The organism is Streptomyces maremycinicus (assembly GCF_001184025.1).
Taxonomy (GTDB): Bacteria; Actinomycetota; Actinomycetes; order Streptomycetales; family Streptomycetaceae; genus Streptomyces; species Streptomyces maremycinicus.
This window is the reverse complement of sequence record NZ_BBYG01000016.1, coordinates 1-13,494: the sequence shown is the minus strand read 5'-3', so window position 1 is coordinate 13,494 and position 13,494 is coordinate 1. Positions and strand designations below refer to the sequence as shown.

Genomic DNA, 13,494 nt, shown 5'->3' with positions numbered 1-13,494 from the left:
TCGGCTGACACCGGGAAGTGTTCACCGGCGCCCAGGGAGCGTCAAGGAGGCCGACGGCAACGGTTGGGCACGCGGGGACGGCCCGCGCCGCGCGGGGGGCGTGGCGCCGAGCACCGGTCCGGCGTCCCGCCCGCTCTCTCCGTCGGCGGGCAGGGGCGGCGGCAGGGGAGGGGCGGAGTGGGGTGAGGGGAGAGGCGGGCCGGGCACGAGGCTGCCGCCCGCCCGGTGTTGCGACGCCCTCCCTGGCGTCGAGGTCACGCCCTCCCTGGGCGTCGAGGTCACGCAGGCCCCGGCGTCGAGGTCACGCAGACCCCGCTGGGCCGAGGGCGCGGCGGATCGTCGTCCCCGCGGCCGCCGCCCCCGGTTCCGCCGCCTCCCCGGTCAGGAGGCCCGTACGGCGGCCGACGTCAGGTCAGCCGGTCCCCGGCCGGCTTCCCTCCGCCCCGGTGCCCGCGGGAGCCATCGGCTGCGCGCCGCGCCGGATCTGGTATCCCGCCAGCCCCGCGTGCCCCACCACCCAACTCGCCCCCCGCAATGACTTCGCCGCCTTCTTCAAGGGCGCCAGACACGCCGCCGCCTGACGGTGATCGGTGACGCTGCCCGGTCGGCACAGGACCGTGGCCAGTGACAGCGTGACCGGACGTCCGCCCGCCGACCACGGCACGTCCAGCACGGTGGACACCAGTGGTTCGAGGCCCTCCGGATCGGCCAGTACCAGGAAGTCGTCCCCGCCGATGTGGCCCACGCGCGCGGTCCCCGACACCGTCCTCTGCAAGGTCCGCCCCACCGACCGGATCAGCTCGTCCCCGGCCGCGAACCCGGCGCCGTCGTTGACCTGTTTGAAGTGGTCGATGTCCAGCCAGCTCAGCGCGAACAGGCGTCCCTCGGCGATCCACCGGTCCACCTCCCCGGTGATCGTGTCCGAACCGGGCAGCCGCGTCAGCGGGTTGAGGCCCGCCGCCTCCTCGACCCGGCTCTCGGCCAACGCCCGTACCAGGTCGGCGAGCCGGACGACACCCACGCAGCGCCCGTCGCGGTCGACGACCGCCACATCGTCGGAGGTACGGTCCGGGTCGCCGACCGCGACCACGTCCAGCACCTCCCACGCCGTCGCGTCCACGCCCACCGTCCGCGGCGGATCACCGAGCTTGGCCGCGGGACGGTCCGCGTACAGGGCATGGCCGTAGCGCCCCGACATCGACAGCAGGAAGCGCGACCGGTGCACCGAACGGAACGGCACCCCCGTGCGGTCCACGAGCAGCACCCCGGACACGTCCGGCGAACCGGTCAGCAGCGCCCGGACCTGACCGGCGGAGGCCGTCGCGGGCAGCAGCGCGGCCGGCCGTACGAACTCCCGCACCGACGGGCCCGAGCGGAGCGCCGGCAGGAGGCCCGTACCGAGCGCCGGGACGTACACGTCGGCGGCCGGCAACCGGCTGGGCGGCGCGAAGAGCGTGCCCTGGGCCAGTTGCGCCCCCGCCGCCGTCGCGGCCGCGCACTGGCGCTCGGTCTCCACGCCCTCGACGACCAGCAGCGCCCCCAGTTCGTCGCACAGCGTCCGCATCGCTCGCACCGCCGCCGGCCGGGCCAGCAGCGAGGCGTCGAGCTTGACCAGGTCGGGCGCGAGGTCGACGAGCAGCCGCAGCGGGGCGTCGCCGTCCCCGACCCCGTCCGCGCTGATCCGGAAGCCCTGCTCCCGCAGTGCCGTCACGGCCTCCAGCAGCGCGGGCTGCGGGACGTGCGTGTAGGGCGGGACGACGTCGAGCGTGACCTCCCACGGCAGCCGCCCCGCCCCGCGCACCGCGTCGTGCAGCGCGGTGAGCCCGCCGAGATCGGCCAGCGTGCCGGCGAACACGTTCACGTGCAGGGGCAGCAGGGTCTCCTTGCGGGCCGCGGCGCGCACCGCCGACACGGCGAGCCGAGCGTCGAGCTCGGGATCGCGGCGGGCCTGCGCCAGGATGTCGCCGGCCTCCGGTCGGGCGAGTATCTCCAGCCCCGCGACTCCTCCCGTGGTCAGATTGACCACCGGCTGGAAGGCGAAGCGGAGAGTGTCCGTCCAGGAGTGCACGGCAGCATGATGGCTCCACGGGCGTGCGCCCAGGCGCAGTTCATGAGACGTTCACGCAGCTTTCCGGGGTGAACACGGACGGTGAGCGGAGCCGGGCGGGACGGATGCCGGGGAACCGCGAAGCCCTCCTCACCGCACCGCGACCACCGCCGAACCGTGCCCGAACAGCCCCTGGTTCGCCGTGACGGCCACGCGCGCGTCCGGGATCTGCCGGTCGCCGGCCCGGCCCCGCAGCTGCCAGGTGGCCTCACAGACCTGGGCGATCGCCTGCGCGGGCACGGCCTCCCCGAAGGAGGCGAGTCCACCGCTCGGGTTGACCGGTATACGGCCGCCCGGTGCCGTCACGCCCTCCCGCAGCAACTTGGCGGCCTCGCCCTCGCCGCACAGCCCCAGATCCTCGTACCACTCCAATTCCAGGGCGGTGGACAGGTCGTAGACCTCGGCGAGGGACAGGTCCTCGGGGCCGATGCCCGCCTCCTCGTAGGCCGCCCGGGCGATCGAGGCGCGGAAGGTCTCACCGGGCGGCTCCGCTCCCGCCGCCGAATCGGTCGCGATGTCCGGCAGATCCAGCACCGTACGGGGATACCGGGGCGTCACGGTGGACACCGCCCTGATGCGCACCGGTTCCGCCGTCCCGTGCCGTCGGGCGAACTCCATGCTGGACAGCACCAGGGCCGCCCCGCCGTCCGAGGTCGCGCAGATGTCCAGCAGCCGCAGCGGATCGGCGACCACCGCGGAGGCGGCGACCTCCTCCGCGGTCACCCGCTTCCGGTAGCGCGCGTTCGGGTTCAGCGCGCCCATCGCGGCGTTCTTCACCTTGACCAGCGCGAAGTCCTGCGGCGTGTCCCCGTGCACGGCCATGCGTCTGCGCGCGTACAGCCCGAAGTACGTCGGATTGGTCGCGCCGAGCACCCGGAACCGCAGCCAGTCGGGGTCGTCCGGGCGGTCCCCGCCCGCGGGCCGGAAGAAGCCCTTGGGGGCGGCGTCGGCCCCCACCACGAGCACCACCTCCGCCAGCCCCGCCAGGATCTGGGCCCGGGCCGCGTCGATCGCCTGAGCGCCCGACGCGCAGGCCGCGTACACGCTCGCCACTCGGGCGCCCTGCCACCCCAGGGCCCGGGCGAACGTCGCTCCGGCCACATATCCCGGATAACCGCCACGCACCGTGTCCGCGCCCACGATCGAACCGACGTCCCGCCAGTCCACACCGGCGTCCGCGAGGGCCGCGCGCGCCGCCCGCACGCCGTACTCGACGAACGAGCGCCCCCACTTGCCCCACGGATGCATCCCGGCGCCGAGCACCGCCACCTCACCCGTCATCACTCCACCCCCGTCGGCCGCCATCGCCAGGTCGTCCAGGTCGTCTCCGCGTCCTCGTGGAGCACGCCGGGGACGACCTCCATCTCCATGCCCACCGTCAGATCGGCGACGGTGATCCCGGGAACCGCCTGTCCCAGCACCACGATCCGCTCGGACTCCAGCTCCACAGCGATCAACGCGCACGGTTCCCACGGAAGTTCCGGATCGGTCACATAGGGTGACGGAGGGCGGTACCGGCTGTCCGTGTACGACCAGACGCGCCCCCGCCGCGAGAGGGGGACCTCCGCCAGGTCGCCGCCCCGGCATCCGGGGTCCCGGCAGCAGGTGTCCTCGCGCGGGAAGAAGACCGACCCGCAGGCCGAACAGCGCGTGCCGAGCAGCCGGAATTCCGCTCCGTCCCCGACGAACCATCCGGTGACCACGGGCGTGCGTGTGCGTGACAAGGCCCCTCCCGGCAGCCGATCTGACGGAACGTCAGAAGTGTGTCACGGGCGTACCGAATTGGGCAGGGCAGGAGACATGACACGACTCTCCGGCGCGGTACGGCTCTCCGGCGCGATACGCGGTGCCGTCGCCGCGCTCGTCGCCCTGCTGACCGTCACCGCCGCCTCCACCACCGCCCGGGCGCACGCCGAACCCGCGGCCCCCGCGGACTTCGTGGCCCTGAGAACCGTGGACCCGACGATCCTTCAGGAGATGCGCTACTTCACCCCGCACAACTTCGTCGGCGTACGCGTCGACGGCTACCGGCAGCCGATCTGCATCCTCACCCGGCCGGCCGCCGACGCCCTGCACAAGGCCCAGAAGCGCCTGCTGAGCCAGGGCTACACACTCAAGGTCTACGACTGCTACCGGCCCCAGCGAGCCGTGGACCACTTCGTCCGCTGGGCCGAGGACCTCGACGACGAGACGACGAAAGCGGAGTTCTACCCGAACGTCGACAAGTCCCGGCTGTTCGCGGACGGCTACATCGCCGAGAAGTCCGGGCACAGCCGCGGCTCGACCATGGACCTGACCATCGTGAAACTCCCCGCCCGCCCGACCCGGCCCTACGTACCCGGTGAGCCCCTCGTGCCGTGCTACGCGCCACAACAGCTGCGCTTCCCCGACAACTCGGTCGACATGGGCACCGGATTCGACTGCTTCGACACCCTGGCCCACACCCTGGACCCGCGCGTCCAGGGGCAGCAGCGCGCCAACCGGACGCTGCTGAAGAGCACCCTGGAGAACCTCGGCTTCGTGAACCTCGCCGAGGAGTGGTGGCACTACACCTTCAAGCCCGAGCCCTACCCCGACACCTACTTCGACTTCCCGGTGTCCGCCAAGTCCCTCGCCCAGGGGCATTGACCCGCCTCCGTACGACGCCCTCCCCAAGATCGGATACGCTCCGCCGCGTGTCCGAAACTCTGCACTCCACTTCGAACTCCGCGCGCGACTCCCACTGTTCGAGTTGCGGAGCGCCCTACGGGGAGGGCGTCGACGGCTGGCCCCGCACCTGTCCGGCCTGCGCCACCGTGGCCTACCGCAACCCGCTCCCGGTCGCCGTCGCGCTCCAGCCCGTGTACGACACGAAGGGCACCGCCCTGGTCGTCATCACGCGAACCATCGCTCCCGCGCGCGGGGGCATCGCCCTGCCCGGCGGCTACATCGACGACCGCGAGGACTGGCGCCAGGCCGTCGTACGCGAACTCAGGGAGGAGACCGGCATCGACGCGGCGGCCCGCGAAGTGCGGCTGGCCGACGCCATGAGCTCGCCCGACGGCCACCTGCTGCTGTTCGGCCTGCTGCCCGAGCGTCCCGCCGACCGCCTCCCGGCGACCGCCCCCACGGACGAGACCGAGGGCTGGCATCTCCTGCACAGGCCGGAGGAGCTCGCCTTCCCCCTGCACACGCTCGCCGTCCGGGGATTCTTCGAAGGCCGCTACATCTGAGTCACCGCGCGTCGAGCCCGCGGACCCGCACCGGGTGGGACGGCACACGCACGCCGTCCTCCCCTTCCCGCTCCACGACGACCCGCGACCCCTCCCAGCGGGCGACGTACCGCTCGATCTCCGGCTCCTCCCGGCCGTCGCCCACCTCCTGCACGACCACACCGCCACCCGTCCGCCCGCGCACCGGCGCCCACACCTCCAGCTCCAGCCGGCCGTCCTCCCCGCACACCGGCAGGACGGCACCCGCGCGCGCGAGCACCGGGACCCGCGACAGCGGGGCGTCCACGAGGACCTGCCCCGGCCCCTGGTACGCGCGCCCCGTCGCCGTGTCGTACCAGCGCCCCCGGGGCAACGGCACCGACCGCCGGTCGCCGCCCGGGTCGAGCACCGGCGCCACCAGAAGGCAGTCACCCAGCAAGAAGGCGTCCTCGCAGTCCCGCAACGCCCGGTTGCCGGGCGCCCCCCACCACACCGGCCGCACATAAGGGGCCCCGGTACGCCGGGCCAGATGCGCCAGCGTCACGAAGTACGGCAGCAGCCGCCGACGCTCGACGAGCGCCACGCGCGCGTGCTCCAGCACCTCGGGACCCCACTCCCACGGCTGCCGGTGCCCCGCCCGCCCGCTCGTGCGCGTGCGCAGCAGCGGCAGGTACGCGCCGAGCTGGAGCCGGCGCAGATACAGCTCGGGTGACGGACCGCCGTCGAAGCCGCCCACGTCCGCACCCGCGTACGGCACCCCGCACAGCCCGAGCCCCAGCACCAGCGACAACGACGCCCGCAGCCCCGGCCAGCACGTGACGGCGTCCCCGCAACCGACACCGCCGTAGCGCTGGAGGCCCGCCCAGCCGGACCGGGACACGACGAAGGGCCGCTCGTCCGGAACCAGTTCCCGCACCCCCTCGTAGGCCGCCGAGGCCATGCACAGGCCGTACACGTTGTGGGCCTCGCGATGGTCACCCCCGCGCCCCTCCAGGGCGTGCCGTGCCGACCGCGGCAACGTCGACTCCCCGAACGCGGCGAACACCGTCGGTTCGTTCTTCTCGTGCCAGAAACCGGCGAACCCCTGCGCGATCCGCTCCGCGTAGAGACCGCCCCACCACCGCCGCACGCGCGCGTGCGTGAAATCCGGGAAAACGGCCTCCCCGGGCGACGCCATCGCCCTGACGACCCTGCCCGACGCGTCCCGCACGAACGCGTCCTCGGCCACCCCGGCGTCGTACACGGCATTGCCCGGAGCCGCCGCGACGGCGGGACCGACGGCCGACACCAGGCGTATCCCGTCCCGTCGCAGCTCCTCGGCGAGCACCGCCGGCTTCGGGAAGCGCTCCTGGTCGACGGTGAACACCTGGTGCTCGTCGTAGTGCTCGACGCCGAGGTGGACGGCGTCGAGCGGCAGACCGTGCTCCTGATGGCCCGCCACGGTCCTGCGCACCTCCTCCTCGCTGCCGAGGCCCCGGCCCGCGACCTGATGACCGAACGCCCACGCGGGAGGCAACGCGGGCGCCCCGGTGAGCGAGACCCAGGTGAGCAGCACGCGTGCGGGGGTCCCCACCACCACCCAGCAACGCAGCGGGCCCCCCTCCATCCGCACCTCGCACGCCCCGGGCCGGTCATGCCCGGAGCCGGCCCCCTCCCGGCCCTCCCGCAGCGTGACCGTGCCGCCCCAGGAGGTGTCGTGGAACACCAGGTGAGTGGCCGCGTCGGCCACCACCAGCTGCACCGGCATCGTGACCGGCAGCGGATCGTCCCCGCGGTCGAAGGGCCGCCCGGGATCGGTGTTCCACAGCCGGTACGTCCCGTCGCGCAGCCGCGGCCCGGACGCCCGCCCGCCGAGACCGAAGAAGCGCGCGTCCGCCGCCACCTCCGAACGCTGCATCCAGCGTGCCGGGCCACCCTCCTCCCGCTCCCACCAGCGCGGCGGCAGCTCACGCCGCAGCACCACGCCGCCGGGCGTGCACACCTCGACGGCACCGTGCCGTGAGACCACGACCGTCACCCGCTCGGCGATGACCCGCCACCCGCCGTCCTTGTCGGGCTCCAGCACCGCTCGGGGATCCGGCTCCGGACAGCGGCCGGCCAGCGCGTACGACGGCTCGGGCCCGGCACCGTCCCAGCCCCAGAACACCGCGCCGTTCACGGCGACGCGGATCCTCAGCTCCGAACGACCGAACCGGAGCGTGCCACCGCCGGGCCCCGGCTCCACCTCCCGCACCGCACCCGGGACCCGCGCGCGCTCGTGCCCCCGCACCGGCAGTCCCGCCGCGTCCGCCCGGTTCCTGCGCCACGCGGCCCGCACCGTCCGCAATCCCTGGGCAGCTCCCGCGGAACCGACCGCCTTCATCGAACGCACCAGGTCACGACCGTCCATGCTGTTCACCCTGTCACTGACCGCGTCACCCGCGCGGGTCGTTCAACTGCCGTTCACCCGTGGTGAGGCCACATCTTCACGAGACCGACTGTGGGGGACCCACCCTGGTGCAGAAGTCGATCACATGGCATCGTCCGTGTCAGCCGCGTCACGCGCACCACCCCAGCTCGTGCGCGGGCGACGCACACGACGCGCACAGCCCGGGAGCCGCCCCATGTCGACCACGAACCCCGAGCCGCTCTGGCGGCCCGATCCGCAGCGCATCGCCCAGGCCCAGGTCACGAAGTTCCAGGAGTGGGCGGCCGACCGGCACGGAGCCCCGTCCGACGGCGGGTATCCGGCACTGCACCGCTGGTCCGTGGACCAGCTGGAGACGTTCTGGAAAGCCGTCGCGGAATGGTTCGACGTGCGGTTCTCGACCCCCTACGCGCGCGTGCTGGGCGACCGCACGATGCCCGGCGCCCAGTGGTTCCCCGGAGCCACGCTGAACTACGCCGAGCACGCCCTGCGCGCCGCCGCCACCCGTCCGGCCGAACCGGCCCTGCTGTACGTCGACGAAACCCATGATCCGAGCCCGGTGACCTGGTCCGAGCTGCGCCGCCAGGTCGGTTCGCTGGCCGCCGAACTGCGCGCCCTCGGCGTCCGCCCCGGTGACCGGATCAGCGGCTACCTCCCCAACATCCCGCAGGCCGTCGTGGCCCTCCTCGCCACGGCCGCCGTCGGCGGCGTCTGGACGTCCTGCGCACCCGACTTCGGAGCCCGCAGCGTCCTCGACCGCTTCCAGCAGGTCGAACCGGTCGTCCTGTTCGCGGTCGACGGCTACCGCTACGGCGGCAAGGAGCACGATCGCCGAGACGTCGTCGCCGAACTCCGCGCCGAACTGCCCACCCTGCGCGCCGTCGTCCACATCCCCCTGCTGGGCACGGAACCGCCCCGGGGAGCCCTGGAGTGGTCCGCCCTGACCGCCGGTGACGAGCCACCCGTCTTCGAACAGGTCCCCTTCGACCACCCCCTCTGGGTGCTCTACTCCTCCGGGACGACCGGTCTGCCCAAGGCGATCGTCCAGTCCCAGGGCGGCATCCTGGTCGAGCACCTCAAGCAGCTCGGCCTGCACTGCGACCTCGGCCCCGAGGACCGTTTCTTCTGGTACACCTCGACCGGCTGGATGATGTGGAACTTCCTCGTCTCCGGCCTGCTGACCGGCACGACGATCGTCCTCTACGACGGCAGCCCCGGCTATCCCGACACCGGCGCGCAGTGGCGGATCGCCGAACGCACCGGCGCCACCCTCTACGGCACCTCCGCCGCGTACGTCATGGCCTGCCGCAAAGCCGAGGTGCACCCGGCCCGGGACTTCGACCTCTCCAAGATCCAGTGCGTCGCCACCACGGGATCCCCGCTCCCGCCCGACGGCTTCCGCTGGCTGCACGACGAGTTCGCGGCGAGCGGGGCCGACCTGTGGATCGCCTCCGTCAGCGGCGGCACGGACGTCTGCTCCTGCTTCGCCGGCGCCGTCCCGACCCTCCCGGTCCACACCGGCGAACTCCAGGCCCCCGGCCTCGGCACCGACTTGCAGTCCTGGGACGCGAACGGGCATCCCGTGACCGACGAGGTCGGCGAACTCGTCGTCACCAACCCCATGCCCTCCATGCCCGTCCGGTTCTGGAACGACCCCGACGGCAGCCGCTACCACGACAGCTACTTCGACACCTACCCCGGCGTGTGGCGGCACGGCGACTGGATCACCGTCACCTCACGCGGGTCCGTCGTCATCCACGGCCGCTCCGACTCCACCCTCAACCGCCAGGGCGTACGCATGGGCTCCGCCGACATCTACGAGGTCGTCGAACGGCTCCCCGAGATCAAGGAGTCCCTGGTCATCGGGATCGAGCAGCCCGACGGCGGCTACTGGATGCCCCTCTTCGTCCACCTCGCCCCGGGTGCGGCCCTCGACGAGGCCCTCCTCGCCCGCATCAAACAGGCCATCCGCGAACAGCTCTCGCCGCGCCACGTCCCCGACGAGGTCATCGAGGTACCCGGAGTCCCGCACACCCTCACCGGCAAACGCATCGAGGTCCCGGTCAAACGCCTCCTCCAGGGCACCCCGCTGGCCAAGGCCGTCAACCCCGGCTCCATCGACAACCTCGACCTCCTGCACTTCTACGAGGACCTCGCCCGCAAGCGGGCCTGACCCGCCTCCGGTCCGCAGCCCCGGTGCACAGAGCCCGCTGTCAGTGCCGCCGGTTACTGTGAGTGAGCATAGATCGACTGTGCAGACAGGGGGAAACATGCGACAGAACACCGACCACCTGACCATGCGCCGCGTCCTGCGCCGTGAGATCGCCGGCACCATCGGCCTGCTCACCGACGAACACGACTTCCGTGCCATGCGGCGCTACCGCACCTTCACGTTCGACGACCACGCCGTCTACCTCCGGCAGGTCGAGGCCCTTCTGAGGACCCGCGCCATGCAGGGCACCCACACCACCGTGGCCCTCTTCGACCCCCAGGAATACGCCGAGTACTGCACCGGCAGGGGACTCGACCCCGACATCCCCGCCAACCGCACCCGCTTCACGGCCGAACTCGCGACCACGGGCCCCACCGTTCCCTACGAGGGCCAGCCCCTGGCCGACCTCCTGCCCGCCCTCGTCGACGAAGCCGTGCGCCAGGCGACCTGGGAGTACGCGGCCACCCTGCTCGCCCGCCTCGGCGCCTGCGCGACCTGCGGCGAGGACATCGGACGCGCCGCCTTCACCCGCGCGTCGAACCTCGTCGCCCGCATTCTCGACACCGCGCCACCCGGCAACCGGCACCTCGTGTGCAGTGTCACCGGCACCCCCGAGACCCTGGTCGCCGTCCTGCACGCCGACGAGGAAGCCGACGGCGCCACCCGGCTCGACGACGCCGAGGCACTCGAGTTCACCACCGTCCTCGCCCTCGGCCTCGCCACCCGGATGCCCGGTGGCCTGGTCATGCGCACCACCGCCGCCGACACCTCCGACCGGATCTACGGATGGCGGCTGCGCGGCGAGGGCCTCGATCCCCTCACCGCCGGCGAGGTCTTCGACGCCTACTGCACCGACGTGGAGTCCGGCGACCTCATCTCACCCGAGTCCGACGTGGACTACTGCGAACCGCCGGACCTCGGCCAGGAGGGCCGGACACCGGGCCACAGCCACTGACCGCCCGAAGACCCGAAGAGCCCGGAGAGGTCGCACACGCAGCAGGGGCGCCCCACCCGAAGGCGGAGCGCCCCTGCTCACCGACCGGTCACCGGCCGGTACCGGCTACTCGCCGGACAGCACGGCCTGCGCCGCGTTGCGTGCCTCCTCGGCACTGTCCGCCGCGCGCGCTGCGGCCGCGGCCCGCTCGCACTGCGCCAGCGTGTACTTCGCCAGCGCGGCCCGCACGTACGGGATCGACGCCGCCCCCATGGAAAGAGAGGTGACCCCCAGACCCGTCAGCACACACGCGAGCAGCGGGTCGGACGCGGCCTCGCCGCACACACCGCAGCTCTTCGCCTCGGCCCGTGCCGCCTCGGCCGACAGCGCCACGAGATCCAGCAGCGCGGGCTGCCACGGATCCTGGAGCCGGGACACCGCCCCCACCTGCCGGTCGGCGGCGAAGGTGTACTGCGCGAGGTCGTTCGTACCCAGCGAGAGGAACTCCACCTCTTGCAGGATCGAGCGAGCCCGCAGAGCGGCCGACGGGATCTCCACCATCGCACCGAACTTCGCCCGCAGCCCCGCCTCGCGGCACGCGTCCGCGAACGCCTTCGCGTCGGCCCGGTCCGCCACCATCGGCGCCATGACCTCGAGGTAGACGGGCAGCCCCTCGGCCGCCTTGGCCAGCGCCGTCAGCTGGGTCCGCAGCACATCGGGGTGGTCGAGCAGGGTCCGGAGCCCCCGCACGCCCAGCGCCGGGTTGGGCTCGTCGGCCGGAGTGAGGAAGTCCAGCGGCTTGTCGGCTCCCGCGTCCAGCACACGGACGACGACGCGTCCCTCGGGGAACGCCTCCAGCACCTGTCGGTACGCCTCGACCTGCTTCTCCTCCGACGGCGCGCTCTTGCTGTCGTCGAGGAAGAGGAACTCGGTACGGAAGAGTCCGACGCCCTCCGCACCGGCTTCCAGGGCGGCCGGCACGTCGGCGGGCCCTCCGACGTTCGCCAGCAGCGGCACCTTGTGACCGTCGGCGGTCGCGCCCGGGCCGGTCGAGGCGGCCAGAGCCGCCCTGCGCTCGGCGGCCGCGGCCTCGAGCTGGGCCTTCTTCTCGTCGCTCGGGTTCACGAACACATCGCCGGTGCTGCCGTCGACGGCGATCGTCGTTCCCTCGGGGAGTTCACCCGCACCCGGCAGGGCCACTACGGCGGGAACGCCGAGCGCCCGCGCCAGGATGGCGCTGTGACTGGTCGGCCCGCCCTCCTCGGTGACGAAACCGAGCACGAGCGTCGGGTCGAGCAGCGCGGTGTCGGCGGGCGCCAGGTCCCGGGCCACCAGCACATAGGGCTCGTCGCTGTCCGGGACACCCGGCATCGGGACGCCCAGCAGACGGGCGACGATACGATTCCGCACATCGTCGAGGTCGGCCACCCGGCCGGCGAGGTACTCGCCGGCCCCGGCCAGCAGCTCACGGTAGGCGGCGAACGCGTCGTACACGGCACGCTCGGCCGTGCTGCCGACGGCGATACGCCGGTCCACGTCGACCATCAGCTCGGGGTCCTGGGCCATCATGGCCTGCGCCTCGAGCACCGCCTGGGCTTCGCCCCCCGCCAGATTGCCGCGCGCCATCAGATCGGCCGCCACAGCCTCCACGGCCTTGCGGGCGCGCCCCTGTTCGCGCTCCGCCTCCTCCGCCGGGATCTGCTTGGCGGGCGGTTCGAGCACCGCCGTTCCCATGTGCCGAACCTCGCCGATCGCCACACCGTGACTCACGCCGACGCCTCGCAGCGTTGTCTCCATCTCACCCGTCTCCGATAGTGCGGCGGGTCCCGCCGCCGCGGTGATTGTCCTGCCTGCCGCCGGTACGACGGCGTCAGTACTACTGCCAGGAAAAGAGGACGTCGCCGGTCTTGACATCGCCGTCCTCACGGAGTTCGCCGAGCGAGTCGGCCGTGGCCTCCAGCGCGACGACCGGGCACACCGGCGACTTGCCGGCCTCCTCGACCGCGGCCGGGTTCCAGCGCACGATGCTCTGCCCGCGCGTCACGGTGTCGCCCTTGTTCACCAGGAGCTCGAAGCCCTCGCCGTTGAGCTGCACGGTGTCGATCCCGAGGTGGGTGAGTACCCCGTGTCCCTCGGAGTCGACCACGACGAAGGCGTGCGGGTGGAGGGAGACGATGACTCCGTCCACGGGTGCGACGGCCTCGGAAGGCTCACGCACCGGGTCGATCGCCGTGCCCGGGCCGACCATGGCCCCGGAGAAGACGGGGTCCGGCACGGCCGCGAGCCCGATGGCGCGTCCTACTAGAGGGGACGTCACGGTGGTCATGGGAAGCCTCCCAGGGGTGGAGATGTATATGGGCCGTCACTGCTTGTCCAGGTCGGCGCACTGTGCAGCAGGGTATGTCATATGAAGTACCGGTTCCGCACGAGAGCACCCGATCCGTGGTCTAGACCACTACCCTAGTCGATTTGCAGCGTCTCTGCGGCCCCGTGTACAGTCGTACTCCTGCTTGAGGGTGAGCGAGGCGAACAAGCACGCTTACCGAGCAGCACCCAACTTGTCAGATCCTAACTTTGGATCATCTTTCGCATGTCTGCGAAACGGTGGTCAAGGGGCCGGAAAAACCCTGATAGAGTTTGGAA

Annotated in this window: 10 protein-coding genes; 4 read left to right on the top strand and 6 right to left on the bottom strand. The window is 72.5% G+C overall.

Annotation, left to right across the window (positions count from 1 at the left end; genetic code table 11):
* Positions 1 to 412: 412 nt before the first annotated feature.
* From AOQ37_RS23335 to AOQ37_RS23325, 3 genes are all read right to left on the bottom strand, one after another.
* A complete protein-coding gene (locus tag AOQ37_RS23335) occupies positions 413 to 2,068 on the bottom strand; it encodes a GGDEF domain-containing protein (protein WP_062646601.1) in 1,656 nt (551 codons plus the stop codon).
* Between the two features lie 129 nt (positions 2,069 to 2,197).
* On the bottom strand, positions 2,198 to 3,388 hold the full coding sequence (locus tag AOQ37_RS23330; protein ID WP_062647203.1) for a lipid-transfer protein: 1,191 nt from the start codon (positions 3,386 to 3,388) through the stop codon (positions 2,198 to 2,200).
* Positions 3,388 to 3,810 carry a Zn-ribbon domain-containing OB-fold protein gene (locus AOQ37_RS23325; protein WP_062646600.1) on the bottom strand — a complete coding sequence of 141 codons (423 nt, stop codon included), beginning with the start codon at positions 3,808 to 3,810 and terminating at the stop codon, positions 3,388 to 3,390. Before AOQ37_RS23325 ends, AOQ37_RS23330 begins: the two co-directional genes overlap by 1 nt.
* Before the next feature lie 97 nt (positions 3,811 to 3,907).
* Here AOQ37_RS23325 and AOQ37_RS23320 point away from each other — a divergent pair, with 97 nt between their 5' ends.
* Together AOQ37_RS23320 and AOQ37_RS23315 are read left to right on the top strand one after the other, a co-directional pair.
* Positions 3,908 to 4,735: a M15 family metallopeptidase gene (locus AOQ37_RS23320; protein WP_062646599.1), complete on the top strand. Its 828-nt coding sequence runs from the start codon at positions 3,908 to 3,910 to the stop codon at positions 4,733 to 4,735.
* Between the two features lie 47 nt (positions 4,736 to 4,782).
* Positions 4,783 to 5,319: an NUDIX domain-containing protein gene (locus AOQ37_RS23315; RefSeq protein WP_062646598.1), complete on the top strand. Its 537-nt coding sequence runs from the start codon at positions 4,783 to 4,785 to the stop codon at positions 5,317 to 5,319.
* A gap of 1 nt (position 5,320) precedes the next feature.
* Here the strand turns inward: AOQ37_RS23315 and AOQ37_RS23310 are convergent, their stop codons facing one another.
* Entirely contained in the window at positions 5,321 to 7,687 is a 2,367-nt protein-coding gene (locus AOQ37_RS23310; RefSeq protein ID WP_062646597.1) for a glycoside hydrolase family 31 protein, read from the bottom strand.
* A gap of 214 nt (positions 7,688 to 7,901) precedes the next feature.
* Between AOQ37_RS23310 and AOQ37_RS23305 the strand changes: the two genes are divergently transcribed.
* Positions 7,902 to 9,878, top strand: a complete 1,977-nt coding sequence (locus AOQ37_RS23305; RefSeq protein WP_062646596.1) for an acetoacetate--CoA ligase — start codon at positions 7,902 to 7,904, stop codon at positions 9,876 to 9,878.
* A gap of 97 nt (positions 9,879 to 9,975) precedes the next feature.
* Positions 9,976 to 10,872 (top strand): DUF8829 domain-containing protein, encoded by an 897-nt coding sequence (locus AOQ37_RS23300; RefSeq protein WP_062646595.1) that lies wholly within the window; start codon positions 9,976 to 9,978, stop codon positions 10,870 to 10,872.
* Between the two features lie 105 nt (positions 10,873 to 10,977).
* Here the strand turns inward: AOQ37_RS23300 and ptsP are convergent, their stop codons facing one another.
* The gene (gene ptsP / locus AOQ37_RS23295) at positions 10,978 to 12,648 is read right to left on the bottom strand and encodes a phosphoenolpyruvate--protein phosphotransferase (RefSeq protein WP_062646594.1); all 1,671 of its coding nucleotides are present in this window, start codon (positions 12,646 to 12,648) and stop codon (positions 10,978 to 10,980) included.
* Positions 12,649 to 12,727: 79 nt separating this feature from the next.
* The gene (locus AOQ37_RS23290) at positions 12,728 to 13,177 is read right to left on the bottom strand and encodes a PTS sugar transporter subunit IIA (RefSeq protein ID WP_062646593.1); all 450 of its coding nucleotides are present in this window, start codon (positions 13,175 to 13,177) and stop codon (positions 12,728 to 12,730) included.
* Between the last annotated feature and the right edge of the window lie 317 nt (positions 13,178 to 13,494).

Coding starts and splice junctions, on each gene's coding strand:
- AOQ37_RS23330 (WP_062647203.1), bottom strand. CDS start 3,388: ATGACGGGTGAGGTGGCGGTGCTCGGCGCCGGGATGCATCCGTGGGGC.
- AOQ37_RS23320 (WP_062646599.1), top strand. CDS start 3,908: ATGACACGACTCTCCGGCGCGGTACGGCTCTCCGGCGCGATACGCGGT.
- AOQ37_RS23310 (WP_062646597.1), bottom strand. CDS start 7,687: ATGGACGGTCGTGACCTGGTGCGTTCGATGAAGGCGGTCGGTTCCGCG.
- AOQ37_RS23305 (WP_062646596.1), top strand. CDS start 7,902: ATGTCGACCACGAACCCCGAGCCGCTCTGGCGGCCCGATCCGCAGCGC.
- AOQ37_RS23300 (WP_062646595.1), top strand. CDS start 9,976: ATGCGACAGAACACCGACCACCTGACCATGCGCCGCGTCCTGCGCCGT.
- ptsP (WP_062646594.1), bottom strand. CDS start 12,648: ATGGAGACAACGCTGCGAGGCGTCGGCGTGAGTCACGGTGTGGCGATC.
- AOQ37_RS23290 (WP_062646593.1), bottom strand. CDS start 13,177: ATGACCACCGTGACGTCCCCTCTAGTAGGACGCGCCATCGGGCTCGCG.